The 21031-nt window shown below is 64.0% G+C and carries 26 protein-coding genes; 21 read left to right on the top strand and 5 right to left on the bottom strand.

From position 1 onward, the window contains the following. Positions 1-8: 8 nt before the first annotated feature. The 18 genes from rplX (at position 9) to bfr (ending at position 10598) form a co-directional block, all read left to right on the top strand. A complete protein-coding gene (rplX, locus tag AC4OR5_RS30250; protein ID WP_003093711.1) occupies positions 9-323 on the top strand; it encodes a 50S ribosomal protein L24 in 315 nt (104 codons plus the stop codon). A gap of 19 nt (positions 324-342) precedes the next feature. Further along, complete coding sequence (gene rplE / locus AC4OR5_RS30245; protein ID WP_003093703.1) at positions 343-882, top strand: 50S ribosomal protein L5; 540 nt, start codon at positions 343-345, stop codon at positions 880-882. 13 nt (positions 883-895) lie between these two features. After that, complete coding sequence (gene rpsN, locus AC4OR5_RS30240) at positions 896-1201, top strand: 30S ribosomal protein S14 (protein WP_003093701.1); 306 nt, start codon at positions 896-898, stop codon at positions 1199-1201. A 189-nt stretch (positions 1202-1390) separates the two neighbouring features. Continuing rightward, positions 1391-1783, top strand: coding sequence for a 30S ribosomal protein S8 (rpsH, locus tag AC4OR5_RS30235; protein ID WP_003093700.1), 393 nt, complete (start codon positions 1391-1393; stop codon positions 1781-1783). An 11-nt stretch (positions 1784-1794) separates the two neighbouring features. Continuing rightward, complete coding sequence (gene rplF, locus AC4OR5_RS30230) at positions 1795-2328, top strand: 50S ribosomal protein L6 (RefSeq protein ID WP_003093699.1); 534 nt, start codon at positions 1795-1797, stop codon at positions 2326-2328. A gap of 10 nt (positions 2329-2338) precedes the next feature. Then, on the top strand, positions 2339-2689 hold the full coding sequence (rplR, locus tag AC4OR5_RS30225) for a 50S ribosomal protein L18 (protein ID WP_003093698.1): 351 nt from the start codon (positions 2339-2341) through the stop codon (positions 2687-2689). Between the two features lie 3 nt (positions 2690-2692). Then, the gene (gene rpsE / locus AC4OR5_RS30220; protein WP_003093697.1) at positions 2693-3193 is read left to right on the top strand and encodes a 30S ribosomal protein S5; all 501 of its coding nucleotides are present in this window, start codon (positions 2693-2695) and stop codon (positions 3191-3193) included. 2 nt (positions 3194-3195) lie between these two features. Then, positions 3196-3372 carry a 50S ribosomal protein L30 gene (rpmD, locus tag AC4OR5_RS30215; RefSeq protein WP_003093696.1) on the top strand — a complete coding sequence of 59 codons (177 nt, stop codon included), beginning with the start codon at positions 3196-3198 and terminating at the stop codon, positions 3370-3372. 3 nt (positions 3373-3375) lie between these two features. After that, positions 3376-3810 carry a 50S ribosomal protein L15 gene (gene rplO / locus AC4OR5_RS30210; protein ID WP_003093695.1) on the top strand — a complete coding sequence of 145 codons (435 nt, stop codon included), beginning with the start codon at positions 3376-3378 and terminating at the stop codon, positions 3808-3810. Then, positions 3811-5139, top strand: coding sequence for a preprotein translocase subunit SecY (gene secY, locus AC4OR5_RS30205; protein WP_003093694.1), 1329 nt, complete (start codon positions 3811-3813; stop codon positions 5137-5139). Between the two features lie 28 nt (positions 5140-5167). Continuing rightward, positions 5168-5284: a 50S ribosomal protein L36 gene (rpmJ, locus tag AC4OR5_RS30200; RefSeq protein WP_003093693.1), complete on the top strand. Its 117-nt coding sequence runs from the start codon at positions 5168-5170 to the stop codon at positions 5282-5284. A 130-nt stretch (positions 5285-5414) separates the two neighbouring features. Next, on the top strand, positions 5415-5771 hold the full coding sequence (gene rpsM / locus AC4OR5_RS30195; RefSeq protein ID WP_003093692.1) for a 30S ribosomal protein S13: 357 nt from the start codon (positions 5415-5417) through the stop codon (positions 5769-5771). Positions 5772-5789: 18 nt separating this feature from the next. Beyond that, positions 5790-6179, top strand: a complete 390-nt coding sequence (gene rpsK, locus AC4OR5_RS30190; RefSeq protein ID WP_003093689.1) for a 30S ribosomal protein S11 — start codon at positions 5790-5792, stop codon at positions 6177-6179. 16 nt (positions 6180-6195) lie between these two features. Next, positions 6196-6816: a 30S ribosomal protein S4 gene (gene rpsD, locus AC4OR5_RS30185; RefSeq protein WP_003093678.1), complete on the top strand. Its 621-nt coding sequence runs from the start codon at positions 6196-6198 to the stop codon at positions 6814-6816. A 22-nt stretch (positions 6817-6838) separates the two neighbouring features. Further along, the gene (locus AC4OR5_RS30180) at positions 6839-7840 is read left to right on the top strand and encodes a DNA-directed RNA polymerase subunit alpha (protein WP_003093675.1); all 1002 of its coding nucleotides are present in this window, start codon (positions 6839-6841) and stop codon (positions 7838-7840) included. 43 nt (positions 7841-7883) lie between these two features. Then, entirely contained in the window at positions 7884-8273 is a 390-nt protein-coding gene (rplQ, locus tag AC4OR5_RS30175) for a 50S ribosomal protein L17 (protein WP_003093672.1), read from the top strand. 281 nt (positions 8274-8554) lie between these two features. Further along, positions 8555-10003: a catalase KatA gene (katA, locus tag AC4OR5_RS30170; protein WP_003103909.1), complete on the top strand. Its 1449-nt coding sequence runs from the start codon at positions 8555-8557 to the stop codon at positions 10001-10003. A 130-nt stretch (positions 10004-10133) separates the two neighbouring features. Continuing rightward, positions 10134-10598, top strand: coding sequence for a bacterioferritin (gene bfr, locus AC4OR5_RS30165; protein WP_003093668.1), 465 nt, complete (start codon positions 10134-10136; stop codon positions 10596-10598). A 71-nt stretch (positions 10599-10669) separates the two neighbouring features. On the opposite strand, the gene uvrA is transcribed toward bfr, so the two are convergent. Continuing rightward, positions 10670-13507: an excinuclease ABC subunit UvrA gene (gene uvrA / locus AC4OR5_RS30160; RefSeq protein WP_003093663.1), complete on the bottom strand. Its 2838-nt coding sequence runs from the start codon at positions 13505-13507 to the stop codon at positions 10670-10672. A gap of 213 nt (positions 13508-13720) precedes the next feature. On the opposite strand from uvrA, the gene AC4OR5_RS30155 reads away from it, so the two are divergent. Beyond that, positions 13721-15109: an MFS transporter gene (locus tag AC4OR5_RS30155; protein WP_058160746.1), complete on the top strand. Its 1389-nt coding sequence runs from the start codon at positions 13721-13723 to the stop codon at positions 15107-15109. 16 nt (positions 15110-15125) lie between these two features. Continuing rightward, positions 15126-15623 (top strand): single-stranded DNA-binding protein, encoded by a 498-nt coding sequence (gene ssb / locus AC4OR5_RS30150; RefSeq protein ID WP_003114685.1) that lies wholly within the window; start codon positions 15126-15128, stop codon positions 15621-15623. 88 nt (positions 15624-15711) lie between these two features. Here the strand turns inward: ssb and pchA are convergent, their stop codons facing one another. Genes pchA through pchD form a run of 4 tightly spaced genes read right to left on the bottom strand, consistent with a single transcriptional unit; the run spans position 15712 to position 19839 of the window. Continuing rightward, positions 15712-17142, bottom strand: a complete 1431-nt coding sequence (pchA, locus tag AC4OR5_RS30145; protein ID WP_058160748.1) for an isochorismate synthase PchA — start codon at positions 17140-17142, stop codon at positions 15712-15714. Continuing rightward, positions 17139-17444 carry an isochorismate lyase PchB gene (gene pchB / locus AC4OR5_RS30140; protein WP_003106950.1) on the bottom strand — a complete coding sequence of 102 codons (306 nt, stop codon included), beginning with the start codon at positions 17442-17444 and terminating at the stop codon, positions 17139-17141. The genes pchA and pchB overlap by 4 nt, the downstream gene beginning before the upstream one ends. Continuing rightward, entirely contained in the window at positions 17444-18199 is a 756-nt protein-coding gene (pchC, locus tag AC4OR5_RS30135; RefSeq protein WP_003114687.1) for a pyochelin biosynthesis editing thioesterase PchC, read from the bottom strand. Before pchC ends, pchB begins: the two co-directional genes overlap by 1 nt. Continuing rightward, a complete protein-coding gene (gene pchD, locus AC4OR5_RS30130) occupies positions 18196-19839 on the bottom strand; it encodes a pyochelin biosynthesis salicyl-AMP ligase PchD (protein WP_058160750.1) in 1644 nt (547 codons plus the stop codon). The genes pchC and pchD overlap by 4 nt, the downstream gene beginning before the upstream one ends. A gap of 229 nt (positions 19840-20068) precedes the next feature. Here pchD and pchR point away from each other — a divergent pair, with 229 nt between their 5' ends. Further along, positions 20069-20959 carry a pyochelin biosynthesis transcriptional regulator PchR gene (pchR, locus tag AC4OR5_RS30125; protein ID WP_058160752.1) on the top strand — a complete coding sequence of 297 codons (891 nt, stop codon included), beginning with the start codon at positions 20069-20071 and terminating at the stop codon, positions 20957-20959. The last annotated feature ends 72 nt before the right edge of the window (positions 20960-21031 follow it).

The following is a 21031-nucleotide window of genomic DNA, read 5'->3' as shown; positions in this document are numbered from 1 at the left end:
TAGCCGTCATGCAAAAGATTCGTCGTGACGACGAAGTAATCGTCATTGCCGGCAAGGACAAGGGCAAGCGTGGCAAGGTGCTGAAGGTTCTCGCTGACGACCGTCTGGTCGTCGGCGGGGTGAACCTGATCAAGCGCCACACCAAGCCCAATCCGATGCTCGGCCAACAGGGCGGTATCGTCGAGAAGGAGGCGCCTCTGCACGTCTCCAACGTCGCCATCTTCAATACTGAAACCAGCAAGGCTGACCGCGTTGGCTTCAAGGTAGAAGACGGTAAGAAAATTCGTGTCTTCAAGTCGACCCAGAAACCGGTTCAGGCTTGAGGCTGCTAGGTAGATCACCATGGCACGATTGAAAGAAATTTATCGGAAGGAAATCGCGCCCAAGCTGAAAGAAGAGCTTCAGCTGGCGAACGTGATGGAAGTTCCGCGCGTTACCAAAATCACCCTGAACATGGGTCTTGGCGAGGCGGTCGGTGACAAGAAGATCATCGAGAACGCCGTAGCCGATCTGGAAAAGATCACTGGTCAGAAGCCGGTCGTGACTTACGCTCGTAAGTCCATCGCAGGCTTCAAGATCCGTGAAGGCTGGCCGATCGGCGTCAAGGTCACCCTGCGTAGCGACCGGATGTACGAGTTCCTGGATCGTCTGCTGTCCATCTCCCTGCCGCGCGTGCGTGACTTCCGCGGCCTGAATGCCAAGTCCTTCGATGGTCGCGGCAACTACAGCATGGGCGTGAAAGAGCAGATCATCTTCCCGGAAATCGATTACGACAAGATCGATGCGCTGCGTGGCCTGGACATCACCCTGACCACCACCGCTCGTACGGATGACGAAGGTCGCGCCCTGCTGCGTGCTTTCAAATTCCCGTTCCGTAACTGATTGGAGTAGGAACATGGCTAAAGAGAGCATGAAGAACCGCGAGCTGAAGCGTCAGCTGACGGTAGCCAAGTACGCCAAGAAGCGTGCCGAGCTGAAAGCGATCATCGCTAATCCGAACTCCTCTGCGGAAGAGCGTTGGAATGCCCAGGTCGCCCTGCAGAAGCAACCGCGTGACGCCAGCGCCAGCCGCCTGCGTAACCGTTGCCGCCTGACCGGCCGTCCGCACGGCTTCTACCGCAAGTTCGGCCTGAGCCGTAACAAGCTGCGCGAAGCCGCCATGCGCGGCGACGTACCGGGCCTGGTGAAAGCCAGCTGGTAATCGCAGCGAACGGTGTCGCCAGTCGGCACCGTTGATCGCGACATCGAATCAAGCCCCTCATGGGGCTTGATTCGTTTTGGCGCGATCTCTAGAATACCCGGCTCCCCTGAGCCTGGGTTTGTTTCGCCTGGCGTTTATGGGCGAATTGAAGTTGAAGGCTTATTCTTTTGTATCAGGAGCGTTAAGCCCATGAGTATGCAGGACCCGTTAGCAGACATGCTAACTCGCATCCGTAATGCCCAGATGGCTGAAAAGACCGTCGTAAGCATGCCGTCCTCGAAACTGAAAGCGGCGGTAGCCAAAGTCCTGAAGGACGAAGGCTATATTGCGGATTTCCAGATCAGCTCGGAAGTAAAACCCCAGCTGTCCATCGAACTGAAGTACTTCGAAGGCAAGCCTGTCATCGAAGAGGTCAAGCGCATCAGCCGTCCTGGCCTGCGTCAGTACAAATCCGTTGAGCAACTGCCGAAAGTTCGTGGCGGCCTCGGTGTGTCGATCGTCTCCACCAACAAAGGTGTGATGACCGATCGTGCTGCCCGTGCTGCTGGTGTTGGCGGCGAAGTGCTCTGCACTGTGTTCTAAGGGGAATCAGCATGTCTCGCGTTGCTAAGAACCCCGTCAAGCTGCCTGCCGGCGTTGAAATCAAACTGGCTGGTCAGCAACTGTCCATCAAGGGCGCCAAAGGTGCTCTGGAGCTCAAGGTCCATCCTTCGGTCGAAGTGATCCAGGACAGCGGTGAGCTGCGTTTTGCTGCGCGTAACGGCGACCAGCAGACTCGCGCCATGGCTGGTACCACCCGTGCTCTGGTGAACAACATGGTAGTCGGCGTCAGCCAGGGCTTCGAGCGCAAGCTCCAGCTGGTTGGCGTTGGTTACAAAGCGCAGGCCAAGGGCCAAGTGCTGTCCCTGTCCCTCGGCTTCTCCCATCCGGTTGATTACGAACTGCCGGCCGGCATCGTCGCTGAGACCCCCAGCCAGACCGATATCCTGATCAAGGGTATCGACAAGCAGCTGGTCGGTCAGGTTGCTGCCGAAATTCGCGACTTCCGTCCGCCGGAGCCTTACAAAGGCAAGGGCGTGCGTTACGCCGACGAAGTCGTCCGTCGTAAAGAAGCCAAGAAGAAGTAGGGCATAGCAAATGAGCGTCAAGAAAGAAACCCGTCTGCGTCGCGCTCGCAAGGCACGCCTGAAGATGCGCGAGCTGGAAACCGTACGCCTCTGCGTGTACCGCTCTTCCCAGCACATTTACGCCCAGGTCATTGCGGCCGACGGCGGCAAGGTCCTGGCCAGCGCCTCGACCCTGGACAAAGACCTGCGCGAAGGTGCCACCGGCAACATCGATGCAGCCAAGAAAGTTGGTCAACTGGTCGCCGAGCGCGCCAAAGCGGCCGGCGTCACCCAGGTGGCGTTCGATCGTTCTGGCTTCAAGTACCACGGCCGTGTGAAAGCGCTGGCTGATGCCGCTCGTGAAGGCGGACTGGAGTTCTAAGTTATGGCAAACAACGAGCAAAAGCGCGACGAAGGCTACATCGAGAAGCTGGTTCAGGTTAACCGCGTCGCCAAAACCGTAAAAGGTGGCCGTATCTTCGCTTTCACCGCACTGACCGTGGTGGGTGATGGCAAGGGTCGCGTTGGTTTCGGTCGTGGCAAGGCGCGTGAAGTGCCGGCCGCCATCCAGAAAGCAATGGAAGCCGCTCGCCGCAACATGATCCAAGTCGATCTGAACGGCACCACCCTGCAGTATCCGACCAAGTCCGCCCATGGCGCCTCCAAGGTGTACATGCAGCCGGCTTCGGAAGGTACCGGCATCATCGCCGGCGGCGCCATGCGTGCCGTTCTGGAAGTGGCTGGTGTGCAGAACGTCCTGGCCAAGTGCTATGGCTCCACCAATCCGGTGAACGTGGTTTACGCCACCTTCAAGGGCCTGAAGAACATGCAGGCTCCGGAAGCAGTAGCGGCCAAGCGTGGCAAGAGCGTCGAGGAGATTCTCTAACCATGGCAACTGTCAAAGTCACTCTGGTCAAGAGCCTGAACGGCCGTCTGGCCAACCACAAGGCTTGCGTCAAGGGTCTCGGCCTGCGTCGCATCAATCATACCGTCGAAGTTCAGGACACTCCTGAGAACCGCGGCATGATCAACAAGGCCTACTACCTGCTGCGTGTGGAGGGTTAATCCATGCAACTGAACGATCTGCGTTCCGCGCCGGGTGCCCGTCGCGAAAAGCACCGTCCGGGCCGTGGCATCGGTAGCGGTCTGGGCAAGACTGGTGGCCGTGGTCACAAAGGTCTGACCTCCCGCTCCGGTGGCAAGGTCGCTCCGGGCTTCGAGGGTGGTCAACAGCCTCTGCACCGTCGCCTGCCGAAGTTCGGCTTCGTTTCCCTGAAGGCCATGGATCGTGCTGAAGTGCGCACCTCCGAGCTGGCCAAGGTCGAAGGCGACGTCGTCAGCCTGCAGACCCTGAAGGATGCCAACCTGATCAACCAGCACGTACAGCGCGTCAAAGTCATGCTGTCCGGCGAAGTTGGTCGTGCGGTCACCCTGAAAGGTATCGCCGCCACCAAGGGTGCGCGTGCGGCTATCGAAGCAGCTGGCGGTAAATTCGAGGACTAAATGGCTAAGCAAGGTGCTCTCTCTGCGCTAAGCAACGGCGGTCTGTCCGAGCTCTGGGCACGTCTGCGTTTCCTGTTCCTGGCGATCATCGTCTATCGGATCGGCGCGCACATCCCAGTTCCGGGCATCAACCCCGATCGCTTGGCGGCACTGTTCCGGCAGAACGAGGGGACCATTCTTAGCCTCTTCAACATGTTTTCCGGCGGCGCGCTGGAGCGCATGAGTATCTTTGCACTGGGGATCATGCCGTACATCTCGGCTTCGATCATCATGCAGCTCATGACCGCTATCAGCCCGCAGCTGGAGCAGTTGAAGAAAGAGGGTGAGTCTGGGCGTCGCAAGATCAGCCAGTACACCCGCTACGGTACTGTAGTCCTGGCACTGGTCCAGGCCATCGGCATGTCCGTTGGCCTGGGCAGCCAGGGCGTAGCCTTCTCCAACGACTTCGGCTTCTACTTCGTGGCTGTCACCACCTTCGTGGCTGGTGCCATGTTCATGATGTGGCTGGGCGAGCAGATCACCGAGCGCGGTGTCGGCAACGGCATCTCGATGTTGATCTTCGCTGGTATCGTTGCAGGCCTGCCGCGCGCCATCGGTCAGTCTTTCGAGTCTGCCCGTCAAGGTGACATCAACATCTTCGCCCTGATCGGCGTCGGCCTGCTGGCCGTGGCGATCATCGCGTTCGTGGTGTTCATCGAGCGTGGCCAGCGTCGCATCGCGGTGCATTACGCCAAGCGCCAGCAAGGCCGCAAGGTGTTTGCAGCGCAGACCAGCCATCTGCCGTTGAAGGTGAACATGGCGGGTGTGATTCCCGCGATTTTCGCCAGCAGTATCCTGCTGTTCCCGGCGTCCCTGGGCTCCTGGTTCGGTCAGTCGGAAGGCTTGGGTTGGTTGCAGGACGTCGCGCAAGCGATCGCTCCGGGGCAGCCGCTGAACATCTTGCTGTTCACTGCAGGGATCGTTTTCTTCTGCTTCTTCTATACAGCGCTGATGTTCAACCCGAAGGACGTGGCGGAGAACCTCAAGAAGTCCGGTGCATTTATTCCGGGCATCCGTCCGGGCGAACAGTCCGCTCGCTACATCGATGGCGTGCTGACCCGTTTGACCATGTTCGGTGCTCTGTACATGACGGCTGTCTGCCTGCTGCCCCAGTTCCTGGTGGTTGCGGCGCACGTGCCGTTCTATCTTGGCGGGACCTCGCTGTTGATCGTGGTCGTGGTTGTCATGGACTTTATGGCCCAGGTGCAATCTCACCTCGTTTCTCACCAGTATGAATCCCTGATGAAGAAAGCCAACCTGAAGGGCTACGGCAGCGGCATGCTGCGCTGATAGACCCGTAAGGTTCGAGGAGTTGGTGATGAAAGTTCGTGCATCGGTCAAGAAGCTGTGCCGTAACTGCAAAATCATCCGTCGCGATGGCATCGTGCGGGTGATCTGCAGCGCGGAACCGCGTCACAAGCAGCGCCAAGGCTGATTGTGATCCACGCGTGATAACCCGGCAGCTAGTGTGCTGCCGGGTTGATTATTTGCTATTACAGCGCTAATATCCGCGCCCTTTCTTGGCTTCCTGGGCGCAGGGTAGCTGTCAATTGGAGTTTTTCTGAATGGCCCGTATTGCAGGCGTCAACATTCCGGATAACAAGCACACTGTTATCTCGCTGACCTACATCTATGGTGTTGGTCGCACTACTGCTCAGAGCATCTGCGCAGCCACCGGCGTAAACCCGGCTGCCAAGATCAAGGACCTGAGCGACGAGCAGATCGATCAGCTGCGTAACGAAGTCGCGAAGATCACCACCGAAGGTGACCTGCGTCGCGAAATCAACATGAACATCAAGCGTCTGATGGACCTCGGTTGCTACCGCGGTCTGCGTCATCGTCGCGGTCTGCCGGTTCGCGGTCAGCGTACCAAGACCAACGCGCGTACCCGCAAGGGCCCGCGTAAGCCGATCCGCAAGTAATCGCGTAGGAATCTAGTCATGGCAAAACCTGCTGCTCGTCCCCGTAAGAAAGTCAAAAAGACAGTGGTCGATGGGATCGCCCACATCCACGCGTCTTTCAACAACACCATCGTGACCATCACCGACCGTCAGGGCAACGCACTGTCCTGGGCGACCTCCGGTGGTTCCGGTTTCCGCGGCTCGCGTAAGAGCACCCCGTTCGCTGCCCAGGTAGCGGCCGAGCGTGCCGGCCAGGCTGCCCTGGAATACGGTCTGAAGAACCTGGACGTCAACGTCAAGGGCCCGGGCCCGGGCCGCGAGTCCGCCGTTCGCGCTCTGAATGCTTGCGGCTACAAGATCGCCAGCATCACCGACGTAACCCCGATCCCGCATAACGGCTGCCGTCCGCCGAAAAAGCGTCGCGTGTAATAGGAGACAGTGAGAAATGGCTCGTTACATTGGTCCCAAGTGCAAACTGTCTCGCCGTGAAGGCACCGACCTGTTCCTGAAGAGCGGCGCCCGCGCCCTCGACTCGAAGTGCAAGGCTGAAAACGTTCCTGGCCAGCATGGCCAGCGTCGTGGCCGTCTGTCCGACTACGGTCTGCAGCTGCGTGAAAAGCAGAAAGTACGTCGCATCTACGGCGTGCTGGAGCGTCAGTTCCGCGGTTACTACCAGGAAGCTTCCCGTCGCAAGGGTTCTACCGGTGAGAACCTGCTGCAACTGCTCGAGTGCCGCCTGGACAACGTCGTATACCGCATGGGCTTCGGTTCCACTCGTTCGGAATCCCGCCAGCTGGTATCCCACAAGGCCATCACCGTCAACGGTCAGACCGTCAACATCCCTTCCTACCAAGTGAAGGCCGGTGACGTCGTAGCTGTTCGCGAAAAATCGAAGAACCAGCTGCGTATCGCTCAGGCTCTGGAACTCTGTGGCCAGCGCGGTCGCGTCGAGTGGGTCGAAGTCGACCTCGACAAGAAGGCTGGTACCTTCAAGAGTGCTCCGGCTCGCAGCGACCTGTCCGCTGATATCAACGAAAACCTGATTGTCGAGCTCTACTCCAAGTAAGGGCTAGAAAATAGGTGCATCCATGCAGAGTTCGGTAAATGAGTTCCTGACCCCCCGCCACATCGATGTGCAGGTGGTCAGTCAAACCCGCGCCAAGATCACGCTCGAGCCTCTCGAGCGTGGTTTTGGTCACACCCTGGGCAACGCGCTGCGTCGCATCCTGTTGTCCTCCATGCCTGGCTGCGCAGTGGTCGAGGCCGAGATCGACGGCGTACTCCACGAGTACTCGGCGATCGAAGGTGTGCAGGAAGATGTAATCGAGATCCTGCTGAACCTGAAAGGTCTGGCCATCAAGCTGCACGGTCGTGATGAAGTGACGCTGACCCTGGCTAAGAAGGGCTCGGGTGTTGTGACTGCTGCCGATATTCAGCTGGATCACGATGTTGAGATCATCAACGGTGACCACGTTATCGCCAACCTGGCAGACAACGGCGCGCTGAACATGAAGCTGAAGGTAGCTCGTGGCCGTGGCTACGAGCCTGCCGACGCACGTCAGAGCGACGAAGACGAAAGCCGCAGCATCGGCCGTCTGCAGCTCGACGCATCGTTCAGCCCGGTCCGTCGTGTCTCCTACGTGGTGGAAAACGCCCGTGTCGAGCAGCGCACCAACCTGGACAAACTGGTCCTGGACCTGGAAACCAACGGCACCCTGGATCCCGAAGAGGCTATCCGTCGCGCCGCTACCATCCTGCAACAGCAGCTGGCAGCGTTCGTGGACCTCAAGGGCGACAGCGAACCCGTCGTTGAAGAGCAGGAAGACGAGATCGATCCGATCCTCCTGCGCCCGGTCGATGACCTGGAACTGACCGTACGTTCGGCCAACTGCCTGAAGGCGGAAAACATCTACTACATCGGTGACCTGATCCAGCGCACCGAAGTGGAGCTGTTGAAAACGCCGAACCTGGGCAAGAAGTCCCTGACCGAAATCAAGGACGTTCTGGCTTCCCGTGGTCTGTCCCTCGGTATGCGCCTCGATAACTGGCCGCCGGCAAGTCTTAAGAAAGACGACAAGGCCACTGCCTGATCGTCGTAACTACCGAACGTAAAGTTTGGAAAGGAATTGAACCATGCGCCATCGTAAAAGTGGTCGTCACCTGAGCCGCACCAGCGCGCACCGCAAGGCTATGTTCCAGAACATGGCGGTGTCGCTGTTCGAACACGAACTGATCAAAACCACCCTGCCCAAGGCCAAGGAACTGCGTCGCGTTGCCGAGCCGCTGATCACCCTGGCCAAGGAAGACAGCGTCGCCAACCGTCGCCTGGCTTTCGACCGTACCCGTTCGAAAGCTGCCGTTGGCAAGCTGTTCAACGACCTGGGCAAGCGCTACGCCAACCGTCCGGGCGGCTACCTGCGCATCCTGAAGTGCGGTTTCCGCGCTGGCGACAACGCCCCCATGGCGTACGTCGAGCTGGTTGATCGTCCTGTCGGCGGTGAAGTCGTAGAAGCTGCCGAATAAGGCATCTGCTGCACAAGAAACCGGGCCTAGGCCCGGTTTTTTTATTACCTGCCTTAAAGTTTTTATCTATCGGATCGCTGTCTTTAATAAATTGGATTGCGGGAGGGCTGTCATTCATCCTTAACCTGCTTTTACGAAAAGCTACGTTCGGATAAGCGAGATCAATGCAAAGGGCGCTTGGTTCAGCCGACAGGTTGTCCTCCGCCAATCCCTGGTCCACGCTGATGATTTCCGTGTAGCCGCTTCGCTTCATAGCACGTTAGCCGTTGAGGAGAGAGTAAATGGAAGAGAAGACCCGCCTGACCACTGCCGCTGGCGCACCGGTGGTCGATAACCAGAACGTGCAGACCGCCGGTCCGCGTGGCCCGATGTTGCTGCAGGACGTGTGGTTCCTCGAGAAGCTCGCCCACTTCGATCGCGAAGTGATCCCCGAGCGCCGCATGCATGCGAAAGGCTCCGCGGCCTACGGCACCTTCACCGTCACCCATGACATCACCCCCTACACCCGGGCGAAGATCTTCTCCCAGGTCGGCAAGAAGACCGATATGTTCCTGCGCTTCTCCACCGTCGCCGGTGAGCGTGGCGCGGCGGATGCCGAGCGAGACATCCGCGGCTTCTCCATGCGTTTCTACACCGAGCAGGGCAACTGGGACCTGGTCGGCAACAACACCCCGGTGTTCTATCTGCGCGACCCGCTCAAGTTCCCCGATCTCAACCACGTGGTGAAGCGTGACCCGCGCACCAACCTGCGCAATGCGACCTTCAAGTGGGACTTTTTCTCTCACCTCCCCGAGTCGCTGCATCAGTTGACCATCGACTTCAGCGACCGCGGCCTGCCGAAGAGCTATCGGCACATCCATGGTTTCGGCAGCCATACCTTCAGCTTCATCAATGCGAACAACGAGCGCTTCTGGGTCAAGTTCCACTTCAAGACCCAACAGGGCATCGAGAACCTGACCAACGCCGAGGCCGCCGAAGTGATCGCCCAGGACCGCGAGAGTTCGCAGCGCGACTTGTACGAGAGCATCGAGAAAGGCGACTTCCCGCGCTGGAAGATGTACGTGCAGATCATGCCCGAGAAGGAAGCGGCCACCTATCGCTACAACCCGTTCGACCTGACCAAGGTCTGGCCCCACGGTGACTACCCGTTGATCGAAGTGGGCTTCTTCGAGCTGAACCGTAACCCGGACAACTACTTCGCCGAGGTCGAGCAGGCCGCTTTCACGCCGGCCAACGTGGTGCCCGGTATCGGTTTCTCGCCGGACAAGATGCTCCAGGGCCGTCTGTTCTCCTACGGCGACGCCCATCGCTATCGCCTGGGCGTCAACCACCACCAGATCCCGGTGAACGCCGCGCGTTGCCCGCACCAGGTCTACCACCGCGATGGCGGCATGCGGGTGGACGGCAACAACGCCCATCAGCGCGTCACCTACGAGCCGAACAGCTTCAACCAGTGGCAGGAGCAGCCTGACTTCTCCGAGCCGCCGCTGAGCCTGGAGGGCGCGGCGGACCACTGGAACCACCGGGTGGACGACGACTACTACAGCCAGCCCGCCGCGCTGTTCCATCTGTTCACCGACGAGCAGAAGCAGCGGCTGTTCGCCAACATCGCCGAAGACATCCGCGATGTACCGGAACAGATCCAGCGTCGCCAGATCGGCCTGTTCCTCAAGGTCGATCCGGCCTACGGCAAAGGCGTCGCCGACGCCCTCGGCCTGAAGCTGGACTGATGGCCTGATGAGGCCCCCGGCCCCCTTCCTAGGAAGGGGGCTTTTTTATCTGCATTGGCTTGACCCGGATCAGGCGGAGCCGGGAGCATATGCGGCTAGATTCCTAGTTTTCTCCAGGGAGAGCCCCCCGATGCAAGGCCATCCGGAAGTCATCGATTACCTCAACACGCTGCTGACCGGCGAGCTGGCCGCGCGCGACCAGTACTTCATCCACTCGCGCATGTACGAGGACTGGGGCTTCAGCAAGCTCTACGAGCGCCTCAACCACGAGATGGAGGAGGAGACCCAGCATGCCGACGCCCTGCTGCGCCGTATCCTCCTGCTCGAAGGTACGCCGCGCATGCGTCCCGACGATATCCACCCGGGCACCACGGTGCCGGAGATGCTCGAGGCCGACCTCAAGCTCGAGCGCCATGTCCGCGCCGCGCTGGCCAAGGGCATCGCCCTCTGCGAGCAGCACAAGGACTTCGTCAGCCGCGACATCCTCAAGGCCCAGTTGGCCGACACCGAGGAAGACCACGCCTACTGGTTGGAGCAACAGCTTGGCCTGATCGCCAGGATGGGCCTGGAGAACTACCTGCAATCGCAGATCTGACCCTACCCCGCGGATACGAAAAAGCCCCTGCGCCTCACGGCCGCAGGGGCTTTTTCATGAGCGCCCGGCAATCAGGCGCGATCGCGTTCCAGCAGCGGCTTGAGGAAGTGGCCGGTGTGCGACTGGGGCATCTCGGCCACCTGCTCCGGCGTGCCGTTGGCGATGATCTGACCACCCTTGGAGCCGCCCTCGGGACCGAGGTCGACCAGCCAGTCGGCGGTCTTGATCACGTCCAGGTTGTGCTCGATCACCACCACGGTGTTGCCGTGGTCGCGCAGGCGGTGGAGCACGTCGAGCAGTTGCTGGATGTCGGCGAAGTGCAGGCCGGTGGTCGGTTCGTCGAGGATGTACAGGGTCTTGCCGGTGTCGCGCTTGGACAGCTCGCGGGACAGCTTGACCCGCTGTGCCTCGCCGCCCGAGAGGGTGGTCGCGCTCTGGCCCAGCTTGATGTAGGACAGGCCGACGTCCATCAGTGTCTGCAGCTTGCGCGCCAGGGCGGGGACGGCGTCGAAGAACTCGCGGGCTTCCTCGATGGTCATCTCCAGCACCTCGTGGATGCTCTTGCCCTTGTAGCGGATCTCCAGGGTCTCGCGGTTGTAGCGCTTGCCCTTGCAGACGTCGCAGGGAACGTAGATGTCCGGCAGGAAGTGCATCTCCACCTTGATCACGCCGTCGCCCTGGCAGGCCTCGCAACGGCCGCCCTTGACGTTGAACGAGAAGCGGCCGGGACCGTAGCCGCGCGAGCGGGCCTCCGGCACGCCGGAGAACAGTTCGCGGATCGGCGTGAACAGGCCGGTATAGGTCGCCGGGTTGGAGCGCGGGGTACGACCGATCGGGCTCTGGTCGATGTCGACCACCTTGTCCAGGTGCTGCAGGCCGTCGAACGAGTCGTACGGCGCCACTTCCAGGGTAGTCGCGCCGTTCAGCGCGGTGGCGGTGATCGGGAACAGGGTGTTGTTGATCAGCGTCGACTTGCCGGAGCCCGAGACCCCGGTGATGCAGGTGAACAGGCCGACCGGGATTTCCAGGTTGACGTTCTGCAGGTTGTTGCCGCGGGCGCCTTTCAGCTTCAGCAGCTTCTTCTTGTCGCGCGGGGTGCGCTTGGCCGGAACCGCGATTTTCTTGCGCCCGGAAAGGTACTTGCCGGTCAGCGAGTCGGGGTGGTTCATCACCTGGTCGGGCGTACCTTCCGCCACTACCTGGCCGCCGTGCACGCCGGCCCCCGGACCGATGTCGACGACGTAGTCGGCGAGTCGGATCGCGTCCTCGTCGTGCTCGACCACGATCACCGTGTTGCCGAGGTTGCGTAGGTGGGTGAGGGTGCCGAGCAGGCGTTCGTTGTCGCGTTGGTGCAGGCCGATCGAGGGTTCATCGAGGATGTACATCACTCCCACCAGGCCGGCGCCGATCTGGCTGGCCAGGCGGATGCGCTGGGCTTCGCCGCCGGACAGGGTGTCGGCGCTGCGGTCGAGGGTCAGGTAGTCGAGGCCGACGTTGACCAGGAATTGCAGGCGGTCGCGGATTTCCTTGAGGATCTTCGCCGCGATCTCGCCACGGCGGCCGGTCAGGCTGAGTCCGGCGGCATACTCGCAGGCTTCGCCGACCGGCATCGCGGTGATCGCCGGCAGCGTCCGGTCGCCGACCCACACATGCCGCGCCTCGCGGCGCAGGCGGGTACCGTGGCAATCCGGGCAGGGCTGGGTGCTGAGGAACTTGGCCAGCTCCTCGCGGACCGTGGCCGACTCGGTCTCGCGGTAGCGCCGCTCAAGGTTCGGCAGGATGCCTTCGAAGGGATGCGAACGCTTGACGATGTCGCCGCGGTCGTTGAGATAGCGGAAGTCGACGTTTTCCCGGCCGGAGCCGTAGAGCACCACCTTCTGGTGCTCGGCGCCGAGTTCGTCGAAGGGTTCTTCCAGGCTGAAGCCGTAATGCTGGGCCAGCGAGCCGAGCATCTGGAAGTAATAGACGTTGCGCCGGTCCCAGCCGCGGATCGCGCCCTCGGCCAGGGTCAACTCGCCATTGACCACCCGGCGCGCGTCGAAGAATTGCTTCACGCCGAGGCCGTCGCAGGTCGGACAGGCGCCGGCCGGGTTGTTGAAGGAGAACAGCTTGGGTTCCAGCTCGCTGATCGAGTGGCCGCAGACCGGGCAGGCGAAGCGCGCCGAGAAGATGATCTCCTCGACATCCTCGTCCTCGTCCATCGGTGCTACCAGGGCGATACCGTCGGCCAGGGACAGGGCGGTCTCGAACGACTCGGCCAGGCGTTGCTGGAGGTCCGCGCGAACCTTGAAGCGGTCCACCACCACATCGATGCTGTGCTTCTTCTGCTTATCCAGCTTCGGCACTTCGTCGAGTTCGTAGAGCTTGCCGTCGACCCGGGCGCGGACGAAACCCTGCGCGCGCATCTCGTCGAACACCGCCAGGTGCTCGCCCTTGCGCTCGCGGATCACCGGCGCCAGCAGCATCAGCTTGCTGCCTTCCGGCAGGGCCAGGACCTGGTCGACCATCTGGCTGACGGTCTGCGCCTCCAGCGGGATGTCGTGGTCCGGGCAGCGCGGGGTGCCGACGCGGGCGTAGAGGAGGCGCAGGTAGTCGTAGATCTCGGTGATCGTACCCACGGTGGAGCGCGGGTTGTGGGAAGTGGACTTCTGTTCGATGGAAATCGCCGGCGACAGCCCTTCGATGGTGTCCACGTCCGGCTTCTCCATCATCGACAGGAACTGCCGGGCGTAGGCCGAGAGGGATTCCACGTAGCGCCGCTGGCCTTCCGCATAGAGCGTGTCGAAAGCCAGGGAAGACTTGCCGGAACCGGAAAGACCGGTGATCACGATCAGTTTGTCGCGTGGCAGTGTGAGGTCGACGTTCTTCAGGTTGTGGGTACGCGCCCCACGAATCAGGATCTTATCCACAGCGGCCTCGCATGGCGGGCGAAAACCGCTGATTATACGGCTGGCCGCTAGCGCGCGGCAAAGTGGCGCGCCTGTGCCGCGAGGGGGCGGACTGGTAGAATGCGCGGCATTTTTCCGGCGCGGGCATTGCCCCGGCCGCCCAGGAGCGGGCGGCGGCGCCATCGGCAGGGGCATGAGGCCTTGCCCTGCAGCGGTTTCTTCCATGAGGGTGTTATGCACGACTCACATACTGAGCGGATGAGCGGTACCGAAACGCGAGCGGCCGTCGGGCTGTCACTGGTATTCGCCTTCCGCATGCTCGGCATGTTCATGGTCCTGCCGGTGCTGGCCACCTACGGCCAGGACCTGGCCGGCGCGACCCCGGCGCTGATCGGCCTGGCCATCGGCGCCTACGGCCTGACCCAGGCGATCCTGCAGATTCCCTTCGGGACTATTTCCGACCGCATCGGCCGGCGCCCGGTGATCGTCGTCGGGCTGCTGATCTTCGCCGCCGGCGCGGCCCTCGCGGCCAATGCCGACTCCATCTGGGGGGTGATCGCCGGCCGCGTCCTGCAGGGCGCCGGGGCGATCTCGGCGGCGGTGATGGCACTGCTCTCCGACCTCACCCGCGAGCAGCACCGGACCAAGGCGATGGCGATGATCGGCATGAGCATCGGCGTCTCCTTCGCCGTGGCCATGGTGCTCGGCCCGGTGCTGACCCATCTGTTCGGCCTGCATGGGCTGTTCTGGTTCACCGCCGGGATGGCGCTGGTCGGCCTGCTGCTGATCCTGTTCTTCGTCCCGCAGCCGAACCACATGACCCAGCACCGCGAATCCAGCGTGGCGCGCCAGGCCCTGCTGCCGACCCTGAAGCACGGCGACCTGCTGCGCCTGGACGCCGGCATCCTGATCCTCCACGCCATCCTCATGGCCAGCTTCGTCGCCTTGCCGCTGGCGCTGGTCCACGAGGGCGGCCTGCCCAAGGAGCAGCACTGGTGGGTCTACCTGACCGCGCTGCTGGTCGGCTTCTTCGGCATGGTGCCGTTCATCATCTACGCCGAGAAGAAGCGTCGCATGAAGCGCGTGCTGACCGGCGCGGTGGCGACCCTGCTGGCCTGCGAACTGTTCTTCCTGGTCTTCGGTCACAGCCTGGCCATGCTGGTGGTCGGCACGGTGGTGTTCTTCACCGCCTTCAACCTGCTCGAAGCCTCGCTGCCGTCGCTGGTCAGCAAGGTCTCGCCGGCCGGCGGCAAGGGCACGGCGATGGGGGTGTATTCCACCAGCCAGTTCCTCGGCGCGGCGCTGGGCGGCATCCTCGGCGGCTGGATGTTCCAGCACGGCGGGCTGAGCATGGTGTTCATCGGATGCGCGGTGCTCGCTGCCCTCTGGCTGGCGATTGCTGTTACCATGCGCGAACCGCCTTATGTGACCAGCATTCGCCTGCCGCTCGCGCCCGCCGCGCTGCAGGACGCGGCGCTGGTCCAGCGATTCAGGGCGTTGCCCGGTGTGGCAGACGCCATGGTGGTGGCCGAGGAGGCCGCCGCCTATGTCAAAGTGGATACCCAACAAGTGGATCGCACCGCCCTCGAGCGCCTGGCCCAGGCCGCGCCGGGCGGATGCTGAACCTTAGGAGAACGTCATGGCCCGTGGGGTTAACAAAGTCATTCTGGTTGGTAACGTCGGTGGTGACCCGGAAACCCGCTACATGCCCAACGGCAATGCGGTGACCAACATCACCCTCGCCACCAGCGAGAGCTGGAAGGACAAGCAGACCGGCCAGCAACAGGAGCGCACCGAATGGCACCGCGTGGTGTTCTTCGGCCGCCTGGCGGAGATCGCCGGCGAGTACCTGCGCAAGGGTTCCCAGGTCTACGTCGAAGGCAGCCTGCGCACCCGCAAGTGGCAGGGCCAGGACGGTCAGGACCGCTACACCACCGAGATCGTGGTCGACATCAACGGCAACATGCAACTGCTCGGCGGCCGCCCCTCCGGCGACGACTCGCAGCGTGCCCCGCGCGAGCCCATGCAGCGCCCGCAGCAGGCCCCGCAGCAGCAGTCGCGTCCGGCCCCGCAGCAGCAACCGGCGCCGCAGCCGGCCCAGGACTACGACAGCTTCGACGACGACATTCCGTTCTAAGCGACGCCCTTGCGGCGCGGCCCGTCCGCGCCACGGGCAGACCTTCGAAGACCCCCTGCCGCCCTCGGGCCGCAGGGGGTCTTCGTTTTCAGGCGACGCCGCGCTGCAAGGGCACTTCGTCCAGGCCGCCTAGGGCGGACAGAGCGTCCCGCATGGCACTGAGCTTAAGGCAGGTTTCGCGATACTCGTGGGACGGTTCCGAATCGCCTACCAGGCCGCAGCCGGCGAATAGGTAGCCCCGGCCCGGCGTGAGCAGGGCCGAGCGCAGCGCCACCAGGAAATCGCCGTTGCCTTCGCCGTCGAGCCAGCCCAGCGGCGCGGCGTACCAGCCACGGTCCATCCCTTCGTGCTGGCGGATGTAGTCCAGCGCCGCGCTGCGTGGGTAGCCGCCCACCGCGGGGGTCGGATGCAGCGCCTGCAGCAGCCGCAGGATGCCGCCTGCGTCGGCGAGGCGGGCGCGGATCGGCGTGTTCAGGTGCTGGACTCGCGCCAGTCGTTTCAGGCCGGGCGCATCGGGGATTTCCAGCGCCTCGCTGAAGGGTTCCAGGGCCGTACGGATCGCCTCCACCACCAACTGGTGTTCGTGCCTGTCCTTGGCGCTGTCCAGCAGGGCCTGTCCGAGCCGCGCATCTTCCTGGGCATCGCCGCCGCGGGCGATGGTTCCGGCCAGGGCATGGGTGAGCGCCTCGCCGGCGCGAATGCGGACCAGGCGTTCCGGGGAGGCGCCGAGGAAGCAGGCGTTGCCGCGGCGACAGGCGAACAGCTGGGCGTCGGCATGTTGCAGACGCAGGTGTTCGATGACCTGCCACGGCTCGATGTCGCCGAGAGGCCGGGCCTGGGTGCGGGCCAGCACGACCTTGCCGAAGCGTCCCTGGCGGACACTGCTTACCGCGTCGCTTACCTTGGCTTCCCATTGCCTGCGCTCCAGCGTCGAAGCGTCGCCCTGCGCGCCAGCGGTCGGCCCCGGGGGCCGGCGCCTGGCCGGCTGCCTCAGGCGCAGTAGCGCCGAGCAGTGGTAGGCGGCCAGGGCCAGGGCATCTTCGCCGGGCTTGGCCAGGTGTTGGCAGAGTACCCGGTAGCGTTCGCCCTCGCGCAGCACGGTGATGCCGGCGAGCATCAGGCTGGCATCGGCGAAGGCTTGCCAGTGTTCCTCGCGCGGGCCGCGCGGATCGAAGCGGAATCCGCCGCACAGGCGCGGCGCCAGCGGGCCCTCGACCACGGCGTCGGCGCAGAGCAATTGCCAGTTTTCCTCGATCCGGGCGAAGCGCTGTTCGCCGTGGCCTTGCAGCTCCAGGGCGCAGCCCCAGGCGAAGAACGCCAGCTCGGGCTGTTCCCAGTACAGGCAGGGCGTTTGCCGGTCGTCCCAGGCACCGAATACCTGCAGCGGGTCCAATGGGTCGATCTCGAACGACGCCGCCACCAGGACCGGACGATCGAGCACCTGCGCCTGGCCGATGGCGCGCTCGAAGGTGCCGCGCAAGGCGTGCAGGCACTGGCTCAGGGGCGCCAGCCGGCTCATGCGGCACCCCGTGTCTGGCGCCAGTACTTGATCTGCTCGGCGATGTACCAGTGGATGATCTGCGCGAACAGTCCCTCGACGAAGGGCGCGTCGAGTCCGTTTTCCTCGGCCCAGCGGGCGCGCTCGGGGAGCATCGCGGCGACCCGCTCGGGCGCCGGAATCGCCGCCTCGCTGGCCTTGAAGCGCGACGCCGCCTTGACGTAGTCCATGCGGCGGCCGAGGGCCTGGACGATATCCAGGTCGATCCGGTCGATGGCCTCGCGGATGTCCGCCAGGCCGGTGCAGTCTTCGGGAGTTTTCATCATGCAACCTCTCGGGAAAGGGCGTCGGGATGTGCGAGGCGGCGCAGCAGGTGCTCGATCACCGCGTCGCGCCCCTCGCTCAGGTAGAAGTGGCCGCCAGGAAAGCGCCGCAGCCTGGCGGGAGTCCGGCTGGCGTCGCTCCAGGCCTGCGCCTCGGCGGCGCTGACTTCCTCGTCGTGCTCGCCGAGGAGGACGTCGAGGGCGCAGGCCAGGGCGATGGGCTGCGCCCGTCGGTAGGTCTCGATCGCCTGGTAGTCGGCGCGCAGGATCGGCAGGAACAGCGCGCGCAGGTCGGCGTCCTCGAGTAGCTCGCTGGCGCCACCCTGGCGGCGGACGTCCTCCAGCAGCGCCGCCTCGTCGCCGCGGTGCAATGCGCCGCCGCGTTGCCGGTGCGGTGCCGGATGGGCGGAGACGAACAGGTGGCGCAGCGGCGCGCCGGCGCTTTCCAGGCGCAGGGCGGTTTCGTAGGCCAGCGCCGCGCCGAGACTGTGGCCGAACAGCGCCAGGGGCGCGTCGGCGAAATCGCGCAGGGCGAGGGCGGCGCCGTCGGCGAGGTCTTCCAGGCGGGTGGCCGGCGCCTCGTTGAAGCGGTCCTCGCGACCCGGGTACTGCAGGGCAAGCAGGTCGATGTCTGGCGGCAGGCGTTCGCTCCAGCTACGGAAGAAGCTGGCGCTGCCGCCTGCATGGGGGAAGCAGGCCAGGCGCAGGCGCGGCATCGGCGTCAGGCGGAACGGCCGGACCCAGGCGGCGCTCATGCGCGGGCCTCCAGCTCGCGGCGCAGGCGCTCGCGCAGGTCCTTCTTGCTGATCTTGCCGATGCCGGTCTGGGGGAAGGCCGGGACCAGCTCGATGCGGTCCGGCACCTTGAACGCGGCCAGCCCGCAGGCGTGCAGGTATTGCTTCAGCTTCAGCGCCGAGGGCGCCGGCTGGCGCGGGATGACGAAGGCGCAGGTGCGCTCGCCGAGCAGGCTGTCGGGCATCGCCACGACGGTGGCGTCGTGCACCTGCGGATGGGCGATCAGCAGGTTCTCCACCTCTTCCGCGGCGATCTTCTCGCCGCCGCGGTTGATCTGGTCCTTGTCGCGGCCCTCCACCACCAGGTAGCCGTCCTTGTCGCGGCTGACCCGGTCGCCGGTGCGGTAGAAGCCGTCCGCGCTGAAGGCCTTGGCGTTGTGTTCGGGCAGGCGGTAGTAGCCGCGGATGGTGTAGGGACCGCGCACGGTCAGTTCGCCGACCTCGCCGGGGCCGACCTCGCGGCCCTCGGCGTCGACCACCCGCACTTCGTCGTCCGGCGACAGCGGCCGGCCCTGGGTATGCAATACGCGCTCGGGCGGATCGTCCAGGCGGGTGTAGCAGATCAGCCCCTCGGCCATTCCCAGCACCTGTTGCAACTGGCAGCCGAGCACCGGTTCGACGCGTTGCGCGGCACTGCTGCCGAGCCTGGAACCGCCGACCTGGAGCAGACGCAGGCTGGATAGATCGGCGCGGCGGCTTTCCTGGGCATCCAGCCAGAGCATCGCCAGCGGCGGTACCAGGGCGGTGTGGGTGACCCGCTCACGGGCGATCAGGGCGAAGCAATGCTCGGGATCGGCGCGCTGGCTGACCACCACGCGGCCGCCGGCCAGCAGCGTGCCGATCACTCCGGGGCAGCAGAGGGTGAAGTTGTGCGCCATCGGCAAGCCGGTGAGGTACACCGTGTGCTCGTCGAAGCCGCAGACCTCGGCGCTGGCGCGGACGTTGTAGAGATACTCGCGATGACGCCGGGGAATCAGCTTCGGCGTGCCGGTGGTGCCGCCGGACAACTGGAAGCAGGCGATATCCTCGGCGCGGGCGGCGCAGTCTTCCAGCGCGTCGGCCTGGTACAGCGGTGCCAGCGCTTGCAGCGGCGCCTCGGCCTCGCCGTGGATCAGCGCCATCCGGCAGGCGCCGCTGGCGAGCAGCTCACGGGCCATCGGCTGTGGGTCGAAGCCGTCGATCCGTTCGGCGCCGATGTAGGCCTTGGCCTCGGCGAAGCGGCAGAAACCGCTGATCTCATGCTGGCGATGGGCGGGGAGGGCGAGCACCGGGCGTACGCCGAGCTGGAACAGGGCGAAGCAGGTCTCGACGAAGGCGATGCCGTTGGGCAGGTGCAGCACCACCGTGTCGCCATGTGCGAGGCCGGCCTGGCGCAGTCCGGCTGCCAGGCGGCGGCAGCGCTGGAGCAGGTCGGCATAGCTGAGCCGCTGGTCGTCGTCGCAGAGCGCGATCCGCCGCGGATGGCGCGCGGCGCTGGCGGCCAGGGCTTCGGCGAAGTTCTGGTCCTGCCAGTGGCCGGCGTCGAGATAGCGGCGGACGAAGGCGGCGGGCCAGTCGGGGGCGTCGTCGACGGCTGATGGGGTGACGGGCGAGGAAGTCATGCGATCTCCGTGGATGCGGTCGATTGCCATTGCTGGGAAATGAGATTTATTATCATTGGCGGGCGGCAGGGACCGCGCAAGCCCGCGCCTTTCGATTGCGGGGCTTTTTCATTCGCTGCAGGGGCGGAGTGCAGGGCGCTTTGTCCATCTCCGCTAAAAAGTCCCCCTGCCCCCACGTATCCAGGAAGGCGTCGCCGCGTCGGCAGCGCCCGGGCTACAGGAAAACCTGATGACCATCACCATCATTGCTCCGCCACAGGCCGATGCCGCCGCGCCGGCACCGGGCAACCGGCCCGGCATCGCGCACATCGATCCGAACATGAAGCTGGTGACCGGAACCTTCTGTTCGGCCAGCGAGGACTGGTTCGAGGAACCGCTGGAGCGCGGCCTGCGCCTGATCCTCGTGCAGAGCGGCCAGTTGCGCTGCCGGATCCCCGGCCAGCCCGAGCACCTCATCGAGGGGCCGAGCCTGTGCACCATCGCCAACGACGGCGACTTCACCTCGGCGCAGATCTACGGCACCGACAAGCCGTTGCGCTACACCATCGTCCAGCTCGGCGTCGAAGCCCTGGACAGCCGCCTCGGCTGGCTGCCCGAGCAACTGATACGCCGTCCCGGCGGCGATCCGCGGATCATGAGCTGCCCGGCGCCGCGGGCGATGCAGGCGTTGGCCTCGCAGATCGCCACCTGCCAGATGCTCGGTCCGACCCGCGATCTCTACCTCGGCGGCAAGGCCCTGGAGTTGGCCGCGCTCAGCGCCCAGTTCCTTTCCGGCGAGGGGCGCCCCGTCGAGAAGCCGCGCATCACCTGCTCCGAGGTCGAGCGCATCCACGCCGCCCGCGACCTGCTGGTCGGCGCCTTGCAGGAACCACCGTCGCTGGACACGCTGGCCAGCCGCGTGGGCATGAACCCGCGCAAGCTGACCGCCGGCTTCCGCAAGGTGTTCGGCGCCAGCGTATTCGGCTACCTGCAGGAGTACCGCCTGCGCGAGGCGCACCGGATGCTCTGCGACGAAGAGGCGAACGTCTCCACGGTGGCCTACCGGGTGGGCTACAGCCCGGCGCATTTCTCCATCGCTTTCCGCAAGCGCTACGGCATCTCCCCCAGCGAGATCCGCTGAGTCTCCGCGACGACCCCCGGCCCGGCCACGGGAGGGGCGTCGCCGCTGCGGGATGACGCTGCATCTAACGAA

The organism is Pseudomonas sp. YA1, from assembly GCF_058680555.1.
Note: the sequence above shows the minus strand (reverse complement) of the source record. Positions and strands in the feature narration are given on the sequence as shown.